Source organism: Lysobacter sp. Soil_C_15, assembly GCF_057657315.1.
This window is the reverse complement of sequence record NZ_JBDGIR010000008.1, coordinates 198,555-220,283: the sequence shown is the minus strand read 5'-3', so window position 1 is coordinate 220,283 and position 21,729 is coordinate 198,555. Positions and strand designations below refer to the sequence as shown.

General features: G+C 70.1%; 14 protein-coding genes. 8 read left to right on the top strand and 6 right to left on the bottom strand.

What is annotated here, in order from left to right; translation table 11 throughout:
• The 4 genes from AC3A57_RS18485 to AC3A57_RS18470 all read right to left on the bottom strand — a co-directional run bounded on the left by AC3A57_RS18485 (position 1) and on the right by AC3A57_RS18470 (position 9,951).
• Positions 1-1,032, bottom strand: coding sequence for an alpha-ketoacid dehydrogenase subunit beta (locus AC3A57_RS18485; protein WP_487580257.1), 1,032 nt, complete (start codon positions 1,030-1,032; stop codon positions 1-3).
• Complete coding sequence (gene pdhA / locus AC3A57_RS18480) at positions 1,029-2,102, bottom strand: pyruvate dehydrogenase (acetyl-transferring) E1 component subunit alpha (RefSeq protein ID WP_487580256.1); 1,074 nt, start codon at positions 2,100-2,102, stop codon at positions 1,029-1,031. Before pdhA ends, AC3A57_RS18485 begins: the two co-directional genes overlap by 4 nt.
• Before the next feature lie 464 nt (positions 2,103-2,566).
• A complete protein-coding gene (locus tag AC3A57_RS18475; RefSeq protein ID WP_487580255.1) occupies positions 2,567-6,127 on the bottom strand; it encodes a lamin tail domain-containing protein in 3,561 nt (1,186 codons plus the stop codon).
• 254 nt (positions 6,128-6,381) lie between these two features.
• The gene (locus AC3A57_RS18470) at positions 6,382-9,951 is read right to left on the bottom strand and encodes a lamin tail domain-containing protein (RefSeq protein ID WP_487580254.1); all 3,570 of its coding nucleotides are present in this window, start codon (positions 9,949-9,951) and stop codon (positions 6,382-6,384) included.
• Positions 9,952-10,127: 176 nt separating this feature from the next.
• Between AC3A57_RS18470 and AC3A57_RS18465 the strand changes: the two genes are divergently transcribed.
• On the top strand, positions 10,128-11,006 hold the full coding sequence (locus AC3A57_RS18465; RefSeq protein ID WP_221669908.1) for a tryptophan 2,3-dioxygenase: 879 nt from the start codon (positions 10,128-10,130) through the stop codon (positions 11,004-11,006).
• 378 nt (positions 11,007-11,384) lie between these two features.
• Positions 11,385-12,923: a peptide MFS transporter gene (locus tag AC3A57_RS18460; RefSeq protein ID WP_487580253.1), complete on the top strand. Its 1,539-nt coding sequence runs from the start codon at positions 11,385-11,387 to the stop codon at positions 12,921-12,923.
• 330 nt (positions 12,924-13,253) lie between these two features.
• Here AC3A57_RS18460 and AC3A57_RS18455 read toward each other — a convergent pair whose 3' ends face one another.
• Positions 13,254-13,802, bottom strand: coding sequence for a MarR family winged helix-turn-helix transcriptional regulator (locus AC3A57_RS18455; protein ID WP_487580252.1), 549 nt, complete (start codon positions 13,800-13,802; stop codon positions 13,254-13,256).
• 98 nt (positions 13,803-13,900) lie between these two features.
• On the opposite strand from AC3A57_RS18455, the gene hppD reads away from it, so the two are divergent.
• The 6 genes from hppD to AC3A57_RS18425 all read left to right on the top strand — a co-directional run bounded on the left by hppD (position 13,901) and on the right by AC3A57_RS18425 (position 20,580).
• Positions 13,901-14,992: a 4-hydroxyphenylpyruvate dioxygenase gene (gene hppD, locus AC3A57_RS18450; protein WP_487580251.1), complete on the top strand. Its 1,092-nt coding sequence runs from the start codon at positions 13,901-13,903 to the stop codon at positions 14,990-14,992.
• 170 nt (positions 14,993-15,162) lie between these two features.
• The gene (gene hmgA, locus AC3A57_RS18445; protein WP_487580250.1) at positions 15,163-16,461 is read left to right on the top strand and encodes a homogentisate 1,2-dioxygenase; all 1,299 of its coding nucleotides are present in this window, start codon (positions 15,163-15,165) and stop codon (positions 16,459-16,461) included.
• A gap of 193 nt (positions 16,462-16,654) precedes the next feature.
• Entirely contained in the window at positions 16,655-17,281 is a 627-nt protein-coding gene (locus AC3A57_RS18440) for a lectin (RefSeq protein WP_487580249.1), read from the top strand.
• Between the two features lie 122 nt (positions 17,282-17,403).
• Positions 17,404-18,417 carry a sodium:calcium antiporter gene (locus AC3A57_RS18435; RefSeq protein ID WP_487580248.1) on the top strand — a complete coding sequence of 338 codons (1,014 nt, stop codon included), beginning with the start codon at positions 17,404-17,406 and terminating at the stop codon, positions 18,415-18,417.
• 61 nt (positions 18,418-18,478) lie between these two features.
• Positions 18,479-19,714: a Na+/H+ antiporter NhaA gene (nhaA, locus tag AC3A57_RS18430; RefSeq protein ID WP_487580247.1), complete on the top strand. Its 1,236-nt coding sequence runs from the start codon at positions 18,479-18,481 to the stop codon at positions 19,712-19,714.
• Positions 19,711-20,580 (top strand): NAD-dependent epimerase/dehydratase family protein, encoded by an 870-nt coding sequence (locus AC3A57_RS18425; protein ID WP_487580246.1) that lies wholly within the window; start codon positions 19,711-19,713, stop codon positions 20,578-20,580. Before nhaA ends, AC3A57_RS18425 begins: the two co-directional genes overlap by 4 nt.
• A gap of 222 nt (positions 20,581-20,802) precedes the next feature.
• Here AC3A57_RS18425 and AC3A57_RS18420 read toward each other — a convergent pair whose 3' ends face one another.
• Positions 20,803-21,684, bottom strand: a complete 882-nt coding sequence (locus AC3A57_RS18420) for a DMT family transporter (RefSeq protein ID WP_487580245.1) — start codon at positions 21,682-21,684, stop codon at positions 20,803-20,805.
• Between the last annotated feature and the right edge of the window lie 45 nt (positions 21,685-21,729).

The following is a 21,729-nucleotide window of genomic DNA, read 5'->3' as shown; positions in this document are numbered from 1 at the left end:
TCAGGCGTGGCCGAGCGCGCGCTTGGCCGCGGCGACGATCTTGTCGACGCTGGGCAGGTACTTCATCTCCAGGCGGAACAGCGGGATGTGGGTGTCGTAGCCGGTGACGCGCTCGACCGGCGCCAACAGGTCGTACATCGACTCCTCGGCCAGGCGCGCGGCGATCTCGGCGCCGAAGCCGGCGGTCTTGGGCGCCTCGTGCACGATCACGCAGCGGCCGGTCTTGGCCACCGATTCGGCGATGGTGGCGAAGTCCAGCGGCTTGAGCGTGGCGACGTCGATGACTTCGGCGCTGATCCCTTCGCCGGCCAGCTTGTCGGCCGCTTCCAGGGTTTCCTTGACCTGCGCGCCCCAGCTGACCAGGGTGATGTCGCTGCCGTCGCGCAGCACGTAGCACACGTCCAGCGGCAGCGCTTCGCCGTCGTCGGCGACCACTTCCTTGTACTGGCGGTAGATGCGCTTGGGTTCCATGAAGATGACCGGATCCGGGTCGCGGATCGCCGCCAGCAGCAGGCCGTAGGCGCGCGCCGGCGAGGACGGCAGCACCACGCGCAGGCCGGGCACGTTGGTGAACAGCGCCTCGTTGGCCTCGCTGTGGTGCTCCGGCGCGCGGATGCCGCCGCCCCACGGCACGCGCAGCACCATCGGGCAGCTCAGCCGGCCGCGGGTGCGGTGACGGAAGCGCGCGGCGTGGCAGATGATGTGGTCGAGCATCGGATAGACGAAGCCGTCGAACTGGGCTTCGGCGATCGGCTTCATGCCCTGCGCGGCCAGGCCGACGGTGAGGCCGGCGATGGTGGTCTCGTCCAGCGGCGTGTCGAGCACGCGCTCGGGGCCGAACTGCTGCTGCAGGCCGGCGGTGGCGCGGAACACGCCGCCGTTGACGCCGACGTCCTCGCCCAGCACCAGGACGCTGTCGTCGTGGCGCATCTCGTAGGCCAGGGCCTGGGTGATGGCTTCGATCAGGGTGATCGCGGCCGGCGTGGCGACCGGCTGCGCGGTATCGACCGCGGCTTTGCTGGCGACGTTCATCGACGGCCCTCCAGGGCGAGCACTTCGGCGCGCTGCGCCTGCACATCCGCCGGCATGTCGGCGTACAGATAATCGAACATGGCTTCGACCGGTTGCACCGGGGTTTCCAGGTAGGCGTTGATCTCGACGTCGACCTTGGCCGCGCACTCTTCGGCCCAGGCCTTCTCCAACGCCTCGTTCCACACGCCCTGGGCGGTGAGGTAGGCGCGCAGGCGCGGCACCGGGTCGCGGGTCCAGGCGTCCTTGACCTCGGCATCGTCGCGGTAGCGGCGCGCGTCGTCGGCGGTGGTGTGGTCGTGCAGGCGGTAGGTCATGAACTCGATCACGCTGCCGCCGCCGCCGTTGCGCGCCAGCTCGGCCGCGCGGCGCATGCCTTCGAGCACCGCGATCAGGTCGTTGCCGTCCACCTGCAGGCAGTGCAGGCCGCCGGCCAGGCCCTTCTGGGCCAGGGTCTTGGCGCCGGTCTGGGCCGAACGCGGCACCGAGATCGCCCAGCCGTTGTTGATCACGCACAGGATCAGCGGCAGCTGGTAAGCGCCGGCCGAATTCAGCGCGGCGTAGAAGTCGGTCTTGGACGAACCGCCGTCGCCGCAGCAGGCGACCGCGAGATTCTTTTGCTTGCGCAGCTTGAACGCGAGCGCGGCGCCGGCGGCGTGCAGGCATTGGGTCGAGATCGGCACCGACCAGGCGAAGTCGTGGCGCGGACCGGCGAAGTCGTTGCCGCGTTCGTCGCCGCCCCAGTACAGCAGCACTTCGCGCGGCTGCACGCCGCGCATGAACTGCGCGCCGTACTCGCGGTAGCTCGGCGCGAACACGTCGTCGGGCAGCATCGAGGCGCCGATACCGACGTGGGTGGCCTCGTGGCCGAGGCAGGCGGCGTAGGTGCCAAGCTTGCCGGTGCGCTGCAGGGCGATGGCCTTGCTGTCGAAGGTGCGCACGAACAGCATCTGCTTGAACAGCGGCAGCAGGGTGTTGGCGTCCTTGAACGGGGCCGGAATCTCGGCGACGGGCTGGCCGTCGGCGCCGAGATATTGGAGGTATTCGATTTCGAACGTCGCGGCGACGGTCATCGGGGAAGGTCCTCACGGAAAAGGGATGAGGTCCGAATCGTTCCGGTCCCGGATCCAGTGCCGGGCGCGCTGGTCAGCTTCAGACTGGCTGGGTCCGGATTCCGCGCGTCGGGGCGGGAATTCCGGGCCGGGCTAAAGCCGCGGCGCCCGCTGGCGGGCGCTGCGTCATGGCGCGGATGATACCCAAAGGCGCGTTAAGCGCCGTTGCGCGCTGCGGCATGCAAGTTTCGCCGGAACGCGCTAGACGCCAGATAAGGTCAGGACGGCCCGGTATGGATTCGGGCTTGGCGGCACGCGGCGAACGCGCCGTCGGTCGGGTTTCGCTGCGCCGCGGTCCGGACGCGCGCCGCGCGTCGCGGCAAAAAAAAGCGCGGCCGGAGCCGCGCTTGGGTCGCACGATGTCGTCGGCGGGTCTGCGCTGCGGCGCGGAACCGGGCGCGAACGCCCGGCTCCGCGCCGGCGAATTACCACCAGCGGCCGGCCAGTTGCACCAAGTGGAAGTCGAAATCGTTGAACGGATTCGGATCTTCCACCGCCGACGCGGCCAGGCCGGTCAGCAGCAGTCGGCGGTCGAACAGGCCCGGACGCGGCGCGACGATGGCGAAGTCGAAGCGCTGGCTCGCGCCGGCGGCCAGACGGGCGCCTTCGCAAGTGGCTTCGAAGCCGCCGCCTTGCGGCGCGACCGTGCAGTTCCAGCCCGACGGCGCGGCGATCGAGACGTTGCCCGCCGGCGCATCGCCGTACAGGGTCACGCTCGGCAGCACCGCGACGTCGCCGCCGCGATTGCGCAGGGCGACCGAGAACGCGCCGTTCTGGCCGCCGCGCAGCACGCGCGGGCCGTCGACGTCGATCGCCAGGTCGGCGCGCGCGGTCACTTCCACGTTGACCAGGGCCTGGTCGTTGCCGCCGTTCGGATCGAACGACTGCGCCTGCGCGGCGACGGCCAGGGTGGTGGTCTTGCCGATCATCGCTTCGGTCGCGTCCGCCGACAGGGCGAAGGTCGCGCCTTCACCGTTGCCCAGGACATCGCGGTTGCAGGCGACGTGGGTCGAACCGGCGCTCACCTGCGGGGTGTCGCAGTTCCAACCGGCCGGAGCGGTCACGTTCAGCGCCGGCAATTCGGCGTTGATCGCGAAACCGATGCCCGGGTAGTCGGCCTGTTCCGGACCGGCGTTGTTCAGCGTCGCGCTGAACTGCACCGGGCGGCCGATCCGCACCGAAGCGGTCGACGTCGAGGCGATCACCGCCAGGTCCGCGCGCCGGCGCGCGTCGACGTAGGCGACGACCGGGTCGTGGTCGGACAGGCGCGACGGCGAATCGGCCAAGCTGCGGTTGATCTCCGGGAAGTCGGCGTTGATCCGCGCATGGTCGAGCGCGAGCCCGGCCGCGGCGCCGACCAGGGCCTGGTTGGCGAGCACGTGGTCGATGGTCTGGGCGCTGCCGCCGAAGGTGTAGCTGTAGCGCTGATCCGGGGTTTCCAGATCGCCGAGCTTGACCAGGTTGGGCTCGACCAGGTCGGCGCCGTCGCCCGGCACCGCGGTCTGGTCGTCCGGCGTCGGCGTGCCGACCACGGTGTTGATCACGTCGGTCAGGCCGTCGTTGAACTCGAACGCGTTGAAGTCGCCGAGGGTGACGATGCGTTCGGCCGGATCGGCGACCTGGCGCTGCTGGATGAAGCGGGCCAGGAACTCGGCCTGGGCCTGGCGCTTCATGCGCACCCGGTGGCCGGCGGCGTCGTCGAGTTCGCTGTCGATCAGCGAGCGCTGGTGGACCAGGATCACCGTGATCGGGAAGCTGCGGCCGCCGTTGCCGTGCACGATCGCCTGCAGCATCAGCGGCGGACGGTCGTTGAGCTGGCCGGTGCTGCCGTCGGGCTGGGTCCAGGTCGCGTCCTTGCCGACCTGGGTCACCGCCTGCACTTCGACCCGGGCCTGACCGCCGAGCTCGGCGGTCTTGAGCAGGAAGCCGACGTCGATGCCGCCGATGTCGTTGCCTTCCAGCAGGTGGGCGACGTACTTCGGATCGGGCTTGCCGGCGGCGACCGCATCGGCGTTGACGCGCGCGGCGATGTCCTGCAGCGCGGTCAGGTTCTCGACTTCGATCAGGCCCAGGATGTCGGGCTGCTGCAGGTAGGAGATGCCCTGCGAGACCTTGCCCAGGCGGCGCGCGTAGGCGTCCGGGGTCAGCACCGGTTCGCCGATCGCCGGGTCGTTGACCGCGTCGAAGAAGCGCTCGACGTTGTAGGCGGCGATGGTGAACTCCCACGGCAGCGGCAGGCGCGAGGCGACCGGCTGCATGCCCTGGGCGATGGTCGACAGGGCGGCCGGATCGCGCAGGATGGTGTAGCGGCGGAAGCCGTAGTCCAGCGGGCCTGTGAGGTCGGTGATGACCGCGCCGGTCGACAGGTTGAACGGCGTGCCGCCGAGCGCGTCGCTGTCGACGGTAATCAGCTCGGGGTTGAAGTCCCAGCGCGGGATCGGCGGAATGCTGCCGCCGCCCGGCGCGGCGTCCGGCGCCTGGATGCCCGGTTCGCGGAACGGACGCGGCAGGCCGGTGACGACCACGTTGAAGATGCCGTTGCCGCTGCCGGTGGCGTTGGTTTCGTTCTTCGAGCCCTGGGTCGGCGAGACCACGGTGGCGCTGGGGATGACCACCCGCATGCCCTCATAGCGCTCGAGCTGGTCGAGGCCGCCGTCCGGCGAGGGCAGGGCGGCGCTCAGCGCGACCGCCTGCGGCAGGGTGTTCGGGCCGATCACCGGCGGCTGCGACAGCAGCACCACCTGTACGCCGTTGCCCAGCTCGGTCAGCGGCAGCTGGCCCGGATCGGCGGCGGGGATGTACTCGATCACCTGGCCGCTGGCGCGCACGGTGTTGCCGACCGCGGCCGCGGCCGGAACCGGGCTGCCGGTGAACACGAACACCGCTTCGGAGGTGGCCGGATCGGCGTCGATCGCGTCGTCCGGCGTCTGCAGGAAGAAGCCGTTGCTCTTGCGGCCGGTGACGATGCCGGAGGTGTAGACGCGCTGGCCGACCAGCGGCGAGGTCGGGCCGTTGCCCTGGATGGCGTGGATCGCGGTCAGCTCGACGTCGTCGGTGACGATGGTGCCGATCGCTTCGGCGTCGCCGAGGCGGGCGCCGACGGGGGCGCTGAGGCGGACGAAGAAAGTCTCGTCGGCTTCGGTCTCGCCGTCGTCGTTGACCTGCACCGCGACCGTGGCGCTGGTCTGGCCTTCGGCGATGGTGACGGTGCCGGTGGCGACGTTGTAATCGCCCGCGGCGGTGGCGCTGCCGTCGGCGGTGGCGTAGCGCACGCTGACGCCGCCGGCCGGAGCCGGTTCGGACAGGGTCACGGTGAAGACGAATTCGCCGGCGTTTTCCAGCCGCAGCACATCGCCGATGCTCAGCACCGGCAGGTTGGCGCCGGCGCACGAGAACGCGGCGCTGGCGCTGTTGCGCGGCGCGGCCGGCGCGGTGGCGAAGTCGGCGCCGTTGACGTCGGTGTCGGTGCAGCCGTTGCCGGCGCGCAGCGCGGCGAGGATGGCGCTGAGCGTGGCGGTGGGCTGGCTGCCTTCGGCGCAGTTGGTACCGCTGCCGTAGCCGACGAAGTCGACGCTGCCGAGCGGACAGGCGCCGCTCAGCGCGTTGTTGTGGTTGACCAGGGCGACCTTGCCGGCGCCGCCGGCCATGGCCAGGGTGCCGGTCGCGTCCGGCGTCGGCAGCGCGACCGTGCCGCCGCTGCCGTCGGCCTGCTTGATCAGGTAATAGCCGCCCGGCGCGATGGTGCCGGTCAGCGGCGTGCGCGACCAGTTCGAACCGGTGCTGGAGGCGTACTGCACGCTCCAGCCGGTCAGGTCGACCGGGTCGCTGCCGTTGTTGTGCAGCTCGATGAAATCGCTCTTGAGCGTGGCGCCGGAATTGCCGCCGCCGCCGTAGACCTGACTGATGACGACTTGGGCGTGGGCCGATCCAGCCGAGGCCAAAGCCAACAACAATGCCGCCGAAAGGCGGCTGAAGCACTTATCCATGTTTCTCCCCATGTGAACGCCTGGATCCCCCCGGACAGACGGGGTGGATTGTGCCCTAATGCTCACTTCTTGGCGTTGCACCGGGATGACGCCGCCGCCGGGTTTTTTCGACGGCCGTCGCGAACCGCATCGGCCCGGCCGACCGGCGCCTCTGGACCAGGCCCGGTTCGGCCCGACACGGTCTACGCCGTCCGTCGGCGAAGCCCCCCGGCCGGAGCCGGGGGGCGGTACCGCGGTTCAGGCCTGAACAGGGCTCAGGGCTGGGGCGTGCCGGGAGCGACGATCGTCAGCGCCGCCTGGGCGGCGTTGTTGGCCGGGTCCGGATCGGCGGACGAGGAGGTCACCGAGGCCGCAAGCTCGACCGTGCGCCCGGCCATGGCCGCGTCGGTGGCGCTGCGCAGGTGGAACCAGTGGCTTTGGTGGCCGGTGCTGTCGACCAGCTCGCCGGTGCAGGCCACGCTGGTGCGATCGCCCACGATCGTCGGCGCTTCGCAGCGCCAGCCCGGCATGACCGCGCTGACCTCCAGGTCCGGCCAGGCGCCGGACAGGGCCAGGCCGAGGCCGACTTGGCGCGCCCAGTCCGGGCCCTGGTTGTCGACCGACACCGACAGTTCCAGCGGGCGTCCGGCCTCCAACCGGGATTCGCCATGCGAGGCGCCGGCCCAGACCCGCAAGTCCGCGTAGGTGCGCGGCACCAGCCGCAGATGCAGCGGGTCGACGTCGCCGGCGCGCATCGCCACGCCGCCGTCGTCGCGCAGCACCGCCGGGTAGCCGGCATTGCTGCGCAGGCGCTGGACCTCGATCCGGTCGGTGGCGCCGATCAGGCGCTCGTCGGCGAAGGCGTGCTGCAGTTCCTGGCGGCTGCCTTCGTCGATCGAGGAGTAGCGTTCGGCTTCGGGCTCGGTCGCGCTCAGCTTGAGCAGGTCCGGGTCGAAACGGTCGATGCCGTCGTGCAGCACCATCGTGCTCACGCCCTCGGTCGGCCGACCGATCAGGGTGCCCACGGGATCGGCCAGACCGTCGTTGAAGCCGTGCGCGTCGAACTTGCCCAGCACCAGCAACGGCGGCGCTTCCGGATCGCTCTGCTGCTGCCTCACCCACTCGGCGATGAACTCTGCCTGCAGGTGGCGACGGTCGCGCTGGCGTTCGGCCTCCGGGGTGTCGGCTTCGCTGCCGGCCATCGGCGCCAGTTGCACCAGCAACAGGCGCTGGCGGAAACGATGGCCGTCGATGGAGTGAGTGGAGGCGTCGATGGTCAACGGCGGCTGGTCGAACAGCATCGCCGGCGGGCCGCCGTTGCTCGGCAATTGCACGTCTCGGCCGATCTGAGCGATGCGCTCGACCACCACCCGCGAACCCCACTGACCGACTTGCTCGCTGCGGGCGAGGAAGCCGATCTGCGGCTTGAACGGATCGACGTTGGGCAGGGCGATGGCGCGGTACTGCGGGTCGGGACGGCCGAAGGCGACCGCATCGCGATTGATCCGCTCGGCCAGCCGCTGCAGCAGGGGCTCGTTCTCGATGCCGGCGACCGCGACCAGGTCCGGCATCAGCAGATTCTCGCGCAGGCTGCGCGAAATCTTACCCAGGCGCAGTTCCACGGCATGCCCCGGGGTCGCCGGCTGGGCGGAGCCGGGCGGGCTGTACTCGTCGTAGAAATCGCTCAGGTCGTAGCTGACCACATTGGTCTGGCGTTGCTGCGGATCGCCCTCCTCGATGCGCGGCGGCGCCGGCGGCGATTCGCGCACGATCAGTTGCGCCTCGCGCTGCAGGATCACGGTATGGCGGCCGCTGCGCTGGTCCAGCGGACCGATCACGCCGTCGACGCGCGCACCGACGCCTAGATCGACAGGCGCATGGCCGTCGGCGTCGCTGTCGACGCCGATCACTTCGGGATTGCCGTCCCAACGCGGCAGCCAGTCCTGCGCCTGGCCGTGGAAGATCGGCGCATAGCGCGTGCCCGGCTCGCGCATCGGCGCCGGCTGATCGTAGGGTCCGATCGCGACATGGAAGCGGCCGTCGCTGCGGGTGCGTTCCTGCGCGGTATCGAAGCTGCCGCCGGTCGGACCGACCACGCGCACCTCGGGCAAGCCCACGCGCATGCCCTCGAAGGCTTCGTAATCCGGCGCGCCGAGAATCGGATGCCAGGGCAGCAACGGCGCCGGCGGCAGCGGCCGCGGCGCGGTGGTCAGCGGGACGATGGCCGGCGAGCCGGCGATCGCGGTCATGGTGCCGCGCAAGGGATGGGCGCCGCCGTCGGACAGTTCCGCCACCGTGCCGCCCACGCGCACGCGCAAGCCGCGCCATTGCGGATCGGGACGCCCGCCGGTCTGCACGAACAGGCCCTGCGAGGTGTTCGGATCGCCGTCGCTTTCGAACTCTTCGCTCTGCAGGTAGAAGCCGTCCTCGCCCAGTGCGGTGACGATGCCTTCGACCGCGACGAACTCGCCGCGCAGCGGCGAGACCGCGCCGGGCCCTTGCACCGCCGCGATCGGCACCACCCGCAGATCGTCGTCGAGAATCGTGCTGACGCCTTCCAGCACGAGGCTGCCGCCTTCGCCGATCGCGCCGGACAGGATCTGCGCTTTGATCTTGACCGTTTCGTCGCCTTCGTAGCGGATGTCGCCGCGCACGCCGAAGCTGACATGGACGCGGTCCTGGCCCGGACCGATCGCCGCTTCGTAGTCGAACGGCAGGTAATCCTCGTTCGCGCTGGCGGTGCCGCCGTCGCTCGAACTCACCCGCACCCGCACGCCGTTGCCGTCGGCGGGACGATCCAGGCGCAGCTCGAGCGGGAACGGCGCGATGTCGGCATCGCCTTCCTTCAGCGCGACCGGGTGCAACGACAGCTGCGGCGGCGGCTGCTGCGGATCGTCGTTGACGATGGTGGCCTTGAGGTTGAGATAGTCGCCGTTGGCGGTGACCGCGCCGGAATGGACCTTGATCTGCAGGGCCACGGTTTCGTCGGGTTCGATCAGCGCGTCGCCCTTGACCGGCAGGGCGAAGCTGGCTTCGCTCTGGCCGGCGGGGATGGTGCCGCGCAGATCGATCGGCAGGTAGTCCTCGTCCGCACGCGCCGTGCCCTGGCCGTTGCTGAAGGCGCTCCAGGCCACGCCGCCGGCGCCGGCGGGGCGGTCGAGCTTGAGCTTGAACAGCAAGGGCGCGATGCCGTCCTGGCCTTCGGCCTGGGCGACGTCGAGCGCGCTCAGGCGCGGCGGCGGGCCCGACGGACACAGGCGGATGGCCGAGCTGCGGCTGCGCGGCAGCGCCGAACCGAGGGCGAAGTCGGCGGCGTTGACCTGGCTGTCGGCGCAACCGCCGTCCTTGCGCAACTGCGCGCTGCCCAGTCCGGCGGAGGACGCCGGCGCCGAGCCTTCGGCGCAGTCGATGCTGCCGTAGCCGACGAAGTCGATCGAACCGGTCGGGCAGGCGACGGTGATCGAATTGGCGTGATTGACCAGGGCCAGCTTGCCGTTGATCTGGTTCAGGGACACGCTGCCGCTGAGGTCGTACGCGGCGACCGGAGTGGAGCCGAGCGAAACCCGCTGGCGGATCAGGAAATAGCCGCCGGGCGCGATGACGCCGCTCAGCGGCGTGCGCTGCCAGGCGCCGGCGCCGTTGACCGGCGCGTAGTGCAGGCTCCAGCCGGCGAGGTCGACCGGCGCGTTGCCGTTGTTGTGCAGTTCGACGAAGTCGGCGTTGTAGCGCGCGCCGCTCTGGCCGGCGCCGCCGTAGACTTGCGAGATGACCACCTGTGCTTCGGCCGCGCCGGCCAAAGCCATAGCGATGCCGGCCGCGAGGGCGCGGCTTGCGAATTCGTGCATGGATTCCCCTTGAGAGTGCGCCTGCGGGAGGTGCTGGGCAGGCCTGCTCATTATCCGATTCAGGCGTCGCACCGGCCGCGACCGTTGCGCCCGCGCGATGCCGGCGTTGCGCGCGCCGGGCCCTGCCGCGGCTGGGTTTGCGCTACGCTTTGCGCCCCTGCCGCGAGCCCCGCCGTATGTCCGTCGAAAAGAACCAGCGCGAACTGGAAAGCGGTATCCATACCGACCTGCACGGACGCATCACCTACGGCGGCTATCTGCAGTTGGACAAGCTTTTGTCGGCGCAGCGCGGGATGTCGGACCCGCCGCACCACGACGAGATGCTCTTCATCATCCAGCACCAGGTGTCGGAGCTGTGGATGAAGCTGATCGTGCACGAGCTGACCGCCGCGCTGGAGCACCTGCGCCGCGACCAGGTCTGGCAGTGCCAGAAGGTACTGGCGCGCTGCAAGCAGGCGCTGCGCCAGCTGACCGAGCAATGGTCCGTGCTGGAGACGCTGACCCCGTCGGAGTACATGGGCTTCCGCGAGACCCTGGGCCCGTCCTCGGGCTTCCAGTCGCTGCAGTACCGCACCATCGAATTCATGCTCGGCAACAAGAACGAGGCCATGTTGCGGGTGTTCGCCTACGACCCGCAGGGCCAGGCGACCCTGGAGCAGGCGCTGGCCGCGCCCAGCCTGTACGACGAGTTCCTGATGTACCTGGCCCGTTTCGGCCACGAGATTCCGGCCGAGCACCTGCAGCGCGACTGGCGCCGGCCGCACGTCAGCGACCGCGCCCTGCAGCCGGTGTTCGAGCGCATCTACGAGAACACCGACCGCTATTGGCGCGAGTACGCCCTGTGCGAGGACCTGGTCGACCTGGAGACCCAGTTCCAGCTGTGGCGCTTCCGCCACATGCGCACGGTCATGCGCATCATCGGCTTCAAGCGCGGCACCGGCGGCTCCAGCGGGGTCGGCTTCCTCAAGCAGGCGCTGGAGCTGACCTTCTTCCCCGAGCTGTTCGAGGTCCGCACCACCATCGGCGCCGGTCCGGAGCGCGGCGAGGGCTACTGAGCCCGGCCGCGCCGCCGCGGACCGCAGCCGCAGTTCGCGGCCGCGACCCGCCCGGCGGGCGAAGCCGGGCGGGGCGGTCCGGTCCGGACCGCGCCGGTCGCCGCGCGCGAGCGGCCGGCGACCGCATCAGGCCCGACAATTGCGCGGCCGATCGCCGACGTTCGCCCGGGGCCCAGGCCCCGAACGGCGAACTTTCAGCCGCCCGATGGCGCAAAAATCTCCCCCGTTCAGGCCCGGATGCGGGCGTTTGTTGCGGCGCAACACGGCACGCCGCCTACGACTAAGGTTTGACGGGACCGCCCCGGGCCGGTAAATCTCCCCGGCCCGTGCCGTCGGCGTGGGATTTTTATTCAGTTTCCACACGACAGGGGACACCGCATGAGCGGAGCCGCTACAACCACCTCGGGCCAGGCGCCCATTCCGGAATTCCAGCAGCGACTCGGGCATCCCAAGCCCCTGTGGATGCTGTTCATGACCGAGTTCTGGGAGCGCTTCGCCTTCTACGGCATCCGCTGGGCGCTCGTGCTGTACATCGTCCACCAGTTCCATGGCGGCGACGCCGCCGGCGAAGCGTCGGCCAACCGCATCTACGGCGCCTACCTGGCCCTGGTCTATGCCGCGGCGATCTTCGGCGGGTACGTCGCCGACCGCGTACTCGGCTATCAGCGCTCGATCCTGCTCGGCGCGGTGATCATGTCCGCGGGCTTGTTCATGATCGCCTTGCCGAACGAGCAGATCTTCAAGCTCGGCCTGGCCACGATCATCTGCGGCAACGGCCTGTTCAAGCCGAACATCTCGACCATGGTCGGCAAGCTCTACGCGGTCGGCGACGAACGCCGCGACTCGGGCTTCACCATTTTCTACATGGGCATCAACCTCGGCGCGATGCTGGCGCCGCTGCTGACCCAGTACCTGGCGCAGAAGATCTTCGGCAGCGAATCGATGCCGGACTACAAGATCGTCTTCATCTCCGCCGGCGTCGGCATGCTGATCAGCCTGGTCTGGTTCTGGATCGGCCGCGCCGGCCTGCAGGGCATCGGCCGTCCGCCGCAGGACCAGGGCGACCGCCGCAAGGTGCTGTACGTGTTCCTCGGCGCGCTGGTCGCGATTCCGATCGTCTACTTCCTGCTGGCGATGGGCGCCGGCGCGCTGCAGGGCGTGCTGACCGCGATGTTCCTGGGCCTGTGCGGCCTGCTGCTGGTCGAAGGCTTCCGCGAAGGCGCGGTGCAGCGCGACAAGGTGATCGCGATGCTGATCATCTTCACCTTCAACATCCTGTTCTGGATGTTCTTCGAGCAGGCCGGCAGCTCGTTCACCTTCCTCGCCGACAAGATCGTCGACCGCGACATCTTCTCCGGCGCGATGGCGGACCTGGTCTACACCCTGAGCGGCGAGCGCGTGTTCCCGACCGCCTGGTTCCAGTCGGTCAATTCGGTCGCGATCATCACCCTGGCGCCGCTGATCGCCTGGATCTGGGTGGCGATGGGCCGGGCCAACCCGTCGATCCCGCGCAAGTTCAGCCTCGGCCTGATCTTCAACGGCCTGGCCTTCCTGCTGCTGATGTTCGCCCTGGGCAGCCTGCTGGACAACGGCAAGATCCCGTTCTGGACCCTGTTCGCGGTGTACTGGATCCAATCGATCGGCGAGCTGTGCCTGTCGCCGATCGGCCTGTCGATGGTGACCAAGCTGGCGCCGGTGCGCCTGGTCGGCTTCGGCATGGGCGGCTGGTTCCTGTCGACCGGCATCGGCAACAACCTGTCGGGCATCTTCGCCGGCCACGTCAGCGGCGAAGGCGGCATGACCACGACCTCGGCGCTGGGCGGCTACACCTTCGGCTTCTGGGCTCTGGTCGGCGCCGGCGCGCTGCTGTTCCTGGTCGCGCCGCTGGTGCAGAAGCTGATGCACGGGGTGAAGTAAGCGTCTGCGCGGCTGCGGCGCCCGTCGGGCGTCGCGGCCTTGCCCAGCGATCCGAAAAGGCGACGGCCGCGGCCGTCGCCTTTTTCGTTTGCCCACCCGACCGGCGCGTCGCCCCTTGTAGGAGCGGCGTGAGCCGCGACAGCCGAAGCGACGTGCGCAAGCGCAACGGCCGCAGCCCGGGTAAACGGTTTTCCCTCCTGAAGCGCGCCCTGCTTCGGGATGGCGGCGTGGTATTCCACCGCTTCGGTTGTCGCGGCTCACGCCGCTCCTACATCAGCGGGCACGCCGCCGGGCCTATGCTCTCCCGAGTCCCGAGTCCCGAGTCCCAGCTCAGCGTCCCAACGCCGCCAACTCCGCCTCGGCCTGGATCTCCAGCTCGTCCAGGCGGTCGAGCAGGCGGAACAGGGCCTCGCGCTCGGCGGTTTCGATCCCGGCCAGCAGGCGCTGCTCGAAGACCAGCGCCATCGGCGCGACCTCGTCGTAGATCTTGTAGCCGTCCGCCGACAGCTGCAGCACCGAGCGGCGGCGGTCGTCGTCGTGGGTCTCGCGCTCCAACCGGCCGGCGTCGATCAGGCGGGCCACGGCGCGGCTGACCGCGACCTTGTCCATCGCCGTGCGCTGGGCGACCTCGTTGGCCGACAGGCCGGGGAAGCGGCCGAGCACGGCCATGACCCGCCATTCGGTCACGCTGAGGGCGAAGCGCTCGGAATAGACCCGGGCGATGGCGCTGCTGACCCGGTTGGACAGCACCGAGAGCCGGTAGGGCAGGAAGTGGTCCAGATCCAGCTCGGCATGGCGCGGGGGCGGGCCACGGCGGGCGGAGGCGCCGCTGCGCTGTTCAGGGTCTGGCGATTCGGACTGGGACGGTGGTCGATTCATGCTGCACTGTGCCTTGCTTATGGTTTCATGTGAAACTATAACGACCCCTTAGCCAAGGCCGTCCGCAGCGGACCCGGCCGCCACCTGAGAACAATGCCATGAATGCGCAGCCCAACCTCGGCATGCAGGTCACCACCTTCGACAACCCGCTCGGCATCGACGGGTTCGAGTTCGTCGAGTTCGCCGCCCCCCAGGGCCAGGGCGAGCGCCTGCACGACTACTTCCGCCGCCTCGGCTTCAGCGCGGTGCTGCGCCACAAGTCGCGCCCGATCACGGTCTACCGCCAGGGCGGGGTGAACTTCCTGGTCAACGAAACCCCCGACAGCTTCGCCTCGGCCTTCGCCGACGCCCACGGCCCCTGCGCCTGCGGCTTCGCGATCCGGTTCCAGAAGCCGGCCCAACTGGTCTACGACACCGTGCTCGGCAACGGCGGCGAAGCGGTGACCGAGCGCGCCGACAGCCGCGCGATCGACGCGCCGGTGGTCAAGGGCATCGGCGACTGCATGCTGTACCTGGTCGACCGCTACGGCGCCAAGGGCGACCCCTACGCCGACTACGAGCCGATCCCGGGCGCCGAGCAGAACCCGACCGGGTTCGGCCTGACCTTCATCGACCATCTGACCCACAACCTGTACTTCGGCAACATGCAGAAGTGGTCGGACTATTACGAGCGGCTGTTCAACTTCCGCGAGATCCGCTACTTCGACATCAAGGGCGCCAAGACCGGCCTGGTGTCCAAGGCGATGACCGCGCCGGACGGCATCGTGCGCATCCCGCTCAACGAATCCAGCGACCCCAAGTCGCAGATCAACGAGTACCTGGACGCTTACAAGGGCGAGGGCATCCAGCACATCGCCTGCTTCACCGACAACATCTACGACACCGTCGAGGCGATGCGCGCCCAGGGCGTGGAGTTCCTCGACACCCCGGACACCTATTTCGAGGTGATCGACCAGCGCGTGCCCAACCACGGCGAGGACGTGCCGCGCCTGGCCAAGAACAAGATCCTGATCGACGCCGACCCGGAGACCCATCAGCGCAAGCTGCTGCAGATCTTCACCCAGAACGCGATCGGGCCGATCTTCTTCGAGATCATCCAGCGCAAGGGCAACGAAGGCTTCGGCGAAGGCAACTTCCAGGCCCTGTTCGAGAGCATCGAGCGCGACCAGATCAAGCGCGGCGTGCTGTAATCGCCGGGCTTGCGCCGGCGCGCCGGATCGGCGCGCGGCAAGGCGCGGCGACCCGCGCGCACGGCGCCCGCTAGGGCCGCTTGACGCCGCCGCGCGGGCCTCGGCACGGTTTACCCGGTACTCGACCCCGATTCTTTCCACGGCTGCGAGCGCAGCGAGCGAAGCGACCCATGGCACCGATCAGCAATGGCTACCAAACCGGTTTCGGCAACGAGTTCGCCAGCGAGGCGATCGCCGGCACCCTGCCGCTGGGGCGCAACTCGCCGCAGCGCGTGGCCCACGGCCTGTACGCCGAGCAGCTGACCGGTACCGCCTTCACCGCGCCGCGCCACGCCAATCGGCGCAGCTGGTTGTATCGCATCCGCCCCGCGGCCATGCACGGCCCGTTCTCGCCCTACGCACAGCCGGCGTTCCACAACGACTTCGGCGACGGCGCGGTGAGCCCGGAGCAGCTGCGCTGGAACCCGCTGCCGCTGCCGCAGGCGCCGACCGACTTCCTCGACGGGCTCTATACCATGGCCGGCAACGGCGGCCCGGCGGCGCAGACCGGCGTCGGCATCCACCTGTACGCCGCCAACCGCGACATGCGCGGGCGTTATTTCTACGACGCCGACGCCGAGCTGCTGATCGTGCCGCAGCAAGGCCGGCTGCATATCGCCACCGAACTGGGCGTGGTCGAGGTCGAGCCGCAGCAGATCGCGGTGATCCCGCGCGGCGTGCGCTTCGCGGTGAGCCTGCCCGACGGCGCCTCGCGCGGCTACGTGTGCGAGAACTTCGGCGCCCTGCTGCGCCTGCCCGACCTGGGTCCGATCGGCAGCAACGGCCTGGCCAACCCGCGCGATTTCGAAACCCCGAACGCGGCCTTCGAGGACCTGGAGGGCGAGTTCGAACTGATCGCCAAGTTCCAGGGCCACCTGTGGCGCGCGCCGATCGACCACTCGCCGCTGGACGTGGTCGGCTGGCACGGCAACTACGCGCCGTACCGCTACGACCTGCGCCACTTCAACACCATCGGCTCGATCAGCTTCGACCATCCCGATCCGTCGATCTTCCTGGTCCTGCATTCGCCCAGCGACACCGCCGGCACCAGCAACCTGGACTTCGTGATCTTCCCGCCGCGCTGGCTGGTGGCCCAGGACACCTTCCGTCCGCCGTGGTTCCACCGCAACATCGCCAGCGAGTTCATGGGCCTGATCCACGGCGTCTACGACGCCAAGGCCGACGGCTTCGCCGCCGGCGGCGCTTCGCTGCACAACTGCATGACCGGCCACGGCCCGGACGCGCAGACCTTCGAGAAGGCCTCGGCCGCGGATCTGTCGCAGCCGCACGTGATCGTCGACACCATGGCCTTCATGTTCGAGACCCGCGCGGTGATCCGGCCGACCCGGCAGGCGTTCGAGGCGGCGCACCGGCAGCGCGACTACCAGGCTTGCTGGGCGGGGTTGCGCAAGCATTTCGTCGCGGGCTGATCGAGCGCGCCGCGGCGGTATCGCCGCTTCGGCGCTCGCGGCGGACGACCGAGGAATTCTTCGCAGGAGGCCGCTCCTGCCGGGATACGCGAATGACGCCGCGGCTCGCGTCGGCGTCTTTCGCATTGCATTCACGCCGCCGGGCTAGGCTGCAGCGGCCTTCGCAAGCGCCGTGCGCGCAGGAGCCTTGCCGATGAAATTGGTGTCGTCCGCGTCCGTTCCCAGCCTGGCCTGCGCGGTGTTGCTCGCGCTCGGCCTGAGCGCCTGCCAGCGCGAGGCCGCACCCGCGCCCGCGCCGCCCGCGGCCAGCGCCGATCAGCCGGCCGAGGACGTGCCGCCGGCCACGGCGCCCATGCCGACGCCTGCGCCCGCGCCGGCCGACGCCCTGGCCCGTTTCGACGGCTACGGCGATCTGCGCTTCGGCATGAGCGCCGAGCAGGCCCGCCAGGCCTGGGGCGGCGAACTCGAAGGCGAGGCCGCGGCCGACGGCGGCTGCTACTACCTGCGGCCGCGATGGGCCAAGAACGCGGCCGAATTCGGCCTGATGTTCGAGCACGGCAAGTTCGTCCGGGTCGACGTCGGCAACGACAAGGAAACCGCGCCCGGCGGCGGCCGCCGCGGCATGAGCGCGGAGCAGATCCGCGCCCTGTACCCGGGCCGGATCGAAGAACAGCCGCACAAATACGTGCAAGGCGCCAAGAATCTGCGCGTGAGCGAAGGCGCCGGCGCGCTGGTGTTCGAGACCGATGCCGCCGGCAAGGTCGCCGCCTGGCGGATCGGCCAGCCGCCGCAGGTCGATTACGTCGAAGGCTGCTCCTGAGCCGGCGCCGCGTGCGCCGCGGCGCACTGGAGCGGATGCGCCGCGACGGCGCCGCGCTGCGGCGCTCGGTCGCGGCCGAGAGTGGCTAGAATCCAGGCAACGACCGCAAGGGGAAGACCGTCATGTTCGAAGCCGTCGGCTTGTTCGTACTGGGCCTGCTGCTGCTGGCGCTGGGCGGCGATTCGATCGTCAAGGGCGCCTCGGGCCTGGCCCAGCGCTTCGGCGCCTCGCCGTTCGCGGCCGGCCTGATCCTGGTCGCCTTCGGCACCTCGCTGCCCGAGCTGGCGGTCAACCTGCAGGCCTTCGTACGCGGCCAGCAGGCGCTGGCGCTGGGCAATGCGGTCGGCAGCAACGTGGTCAACTTCGGCCTGACCCTGGGCCTGGCGGCGCTGGCCGCGCCCTTGCTGGTGCGTTGGCGGGCGCTGGCGCCGCTGTTGATCGTGCTGCTGCTGGGCACCGTGGCGGTGGTCGCGCTGGGCCTGGACGGCGTGCTCGGCCGCGGCGAGGGCCTGGGCCTGCTGCTGGCCTTCGTCGCCGTGGTCGCGTTCGCGGTCGCCCGCACCCGCCGCGAGGCGCCGGAGCTGCAGGACGCGATCGCGGCGTTCGCCATGACCCAGACCCACCTCGGACTGAACCTGGTGCGGGTGCTGATCGCGGTGTTCCTGCTGCACCTGGGCGCGTACCTGATCGTAGGCGGCAACGGCCTGTGGAGCTTCGGCGCCTCGCCGGCGCTCAGCGGCGGCTTCGGTTCGCCGAACGCGGCGATCATCGGCGCGGCGATGGGCCTGTCGCCGCTGCTGACCGGCCTGCTGCCGGTGGCGATCGGCACCGCGCTGCCCGAGGCCGCCGCGGCGATCGCCGCCGCGCGCCGCGGCCAGGGCGACATCGTGGTCGGCCACGTGATCGGTTCCAGCCTGTTCAACCTGCTGATCGTGATCGGCGGCATGGCGGCGCTGCGCAGCGTGCCGCTGCCGGCCTCGTTCGTGCGTTTCGAGCTGCCGGCCGCGGCGCTGTTCGCGCTGATGCTGTATCCGATGCTGAAGGGCGACCTGCGCATCAGCAAGCGCGAGGGCGCGATCCTGCTGGCCGCGCTGCTGGTCTGGGTCGGCTTCGAAGCGGCGATGCTGCACAGCTGAGCGGGCCGGCGAAACCGGGCCTTCGCCGGGCGAGCACAAGAGCTGCGCCTATAATGGGCGGATGAGCGCAACCCCGCACACTCCGTCGCCGCGGCGCGCCTTGCGCGCGCTCAGCGAGTTCTTCCGTCTCGAGGCCGCCGGCGGCATCGTCCTGATCGCCGCCGCGGCGCTGGCGCTGATCGCCGCCAACTCGCCGCTGCGCGAGGCCTACCAGGCCTTCCGCGAGATCCCGGTGCAATTGCGCATCGGTCCGCTCGACATCGACAAGCCGTTGCTGCTGTGGATCAACGACGGCCTGATGGCGGTGTTCTTCCTGCTGGTCGCCCTGGAGATCAAGCGCGAGGCGCTCAGCGGCCAGTTGGCCGAGCGCTCGCAACTGGTGTTGCCGCTGGTCTGCGCCAGCGCCGGCGTGGTGGTGCCGGCGCTGCTGTTCTTCGCCCTCAACCGCGGCGACGCGGCGGCGATGCGCGGCTGGGCGGTGCCGACCGCGACCGACATCGCCTTCGCCCTCGGCGTGCTGGCCCTGCTCGGCTCGCGGGTGCCGGTGGCGATGAAACTGTTGCTGTCGACGATAGCGGTCGTCGACGACCTGATCGCGATCCTGATCATCGCCTTCTTCTATTCGCACGGCCTGTCGACCACCGCGTTGATCTGGGCGGCGGTCGCGCTGGCGGCGATGTGGCTGCTCAACCGGCGCGGGGTGACTGCGCTCGCGCCGTACCTGGCGCTGGGCGCGGTGCTGTGGGTGTGCGTGCTCAAGTCCGGGGTGCATGCGACCCTGGCCGGTGTCGCCACCGGCTTGTTGATTCCGCATGTCAATCGCCACAACGCGATCGACGACGAGACCGAGCACTCGCCGCTGGAGACCCTGGAGCATGCGCTGCATCCGTGGGTCGCCTACGCGATCCTGCCGCTGTTCGCCTTCGTCAACGCCGGCCTGGCCCTGGGCGGGATCCGGTTGCAGGACATGCTCGACCCTTTGCCGATGGGCGTGGTGCTGGGCCTGGTGATCGGCAAGCCGGTCGGCATCGTCGGCGCGGCTTTGCTGATGCGCGCGCTGGGCTGGGCGCGGTTCCCGGCCGGAATGGATCTGCGCGCGATGTTCGGGCTCGGCCTGATGTGCGGCATCGGCTTCACCATGAGTCTGTTCATCGCCTCGCTGGCGTACCAGGACCCGTTGCGCTACGACGAGGCGGTGCTCGGCATTCTCGGTGCGTCGCTGTTGTCGGCGCTGGTGGGTTATTTCTGGCTGCGCGCGGCATTGCCGGCGCGCGGCGGACAGGGTTCGCACGAATGAAGCATGCGTTGGTGTTCGGCGGCAGCGGCCAGATCGGGATTCCGCTGCTGCAGCGGCTGTATCACGCCGGTTGGCGGGTGACCGCGATTTCCCGCCACGAGCAGCACGACCGTCCCGGCCTGCACTGGCTGCACGGCGACCTGGACGCGATGCCGGCCTTGCCGGCGCGGGTCGATGCGATCTACAGCTGCGGGCCGTTGCTGAAGTTCTCGCGCTGGTACGCGCAATCGGGCATCGAGGCCTCGCGGGTGATCGCGTTCGGCTCGACCAGCGCCGAGACCAAGCGCGGTTCGGCCGACGCCGACGAGCGCCGGGTCGCGGCCGAGCTGCGCGAGGGCGAGGCCAACCTGTTCGCCGCCGCACAGCCGCGCAGCGACGCGGCGACGGTGCTGCGGCCGACCCTGATCTACGGCGCCGGACGCGACCAGACCCTGACCCGGATCGTCCAACTGGCGCGGCGGCTGCGTTATTTCCCGTTGCCGCGCGGCGCCGACGGCTTGCGCCAGCCGGTGCACGTGGAGGACCTGGCCGAGGCCGCGTTCACCGCGTACGCCGCGCCGGCGACCTATGGCCAGGTCTACGCCGTGCCCGGCGGCGAGACCCTGACCTATCGCGAGATGGTGGCGCGCACCTTGGCCTGCCTGCGCCCGCCGGTGCGGCTGATCGAACTGCCGTCGCCGATCTTCAACCTGGCCCTGCTCGCCGCGCAGGCGACCGGGCGCGCGACCGGGCTCGGCGAGGCGGCGGTGCGGCGCATGCGCAGCGACATGGCGTTCGACGCGGCGCCGGCGCAGCGCGATTTCGGCTACGCCCCGCGGCCGTTCCGGCCGACGGCGGAGATGTTCGACATTCCGCGCGAGGGATAATTCGGGGACTCGGGACTCGGGACTCGGGACTCGGGACTCGGGACTCGCCCAGCGGCCGCCGCCCCTGCTGTTCCCCCCTTTTGAAAAGGGTGAGAGCGTGCGCTTGCGAACCGCAGGTTCGCGCACGATCGAACGTCAGCAGGCTGTGCCTGCTGGCCGGACCGGCCGGGGGGATTTGCTCTTCGTTCCGCCGCACAGCCGTCAAGCGCGCCGGTACCGCCGCTACGGCGACGGCTTTCCCGCGCGCGACTTGGCCAGGGTGCGCAAGGCGATCGCGAACACACCGCCCAGCACCATCGCGCCGCCGATCCACAGCCGCGGGCCGGGGCGGTCGCCCCAGAAGGCGATGCCCAGGGCGATCGCGAATACCGGCACCAGCAGCAGCCAGGGCGTCACCTGCGCCACCGGATAGCGCTGCACCAGGACGTAGTACAGGCCATGGCCGAACAGCGAGGACACGAACGCGGCGTAGGCTACGCCCAGCCAGGCGACCCAGCTGACCGAGCCCAACGCGGCCAGGCCGCCGGGTTCCAGCACCAGGCTCACGGCCAGCAGCGGCGCCACCGCGATCAATGCGGTCCAGCCTTGCTGGCTGACCATGTCCAGACCGCGCAGGCCCTTCATCAACACCGTGCCCAGGGCCAGGAACGCGGCCGAGACCAGCATCAGCACCAGCGCCAGCGGCCGATCCAGCACCAGCGGATCGAAGCCCAGCACCAGCACGCCGGCGAAGCTGATCGCGATCGCCGCGCCGGTGCGCCAGGCGAAGCGCTCGCCGAGCAGCCACCAGGCCAGCAACGCGGTCATCGGCACATAGCTTTGCAGCACGATCGCCGGCGAAGACAGATCGCCGGCGGCCTTCAGCGCGCTAAAGCTCAGGCCGAAGTGCAGCACGCCGATGCACAGGCAGACCGCGATCAGGCGCGGCCACTGCCCCGGCGCCGGGCGCTTGAGCAGGAACGCCAGCGGCAGCGCCAGCAGGCCGAAGCGCAGCGCGGTGAACAGGAACGGCGGGATCTCGCGCAGGGCGAAGGCCGAGGTCAGGAAGTTGAGCGCCCAGGACAGGACGACGAGCAGCAACAGGACGAGATCGCGGGCGGGCATGGGGACGGCGGCTGGGCTATCGTGGCCGGCTGGACGGCGGCCCGA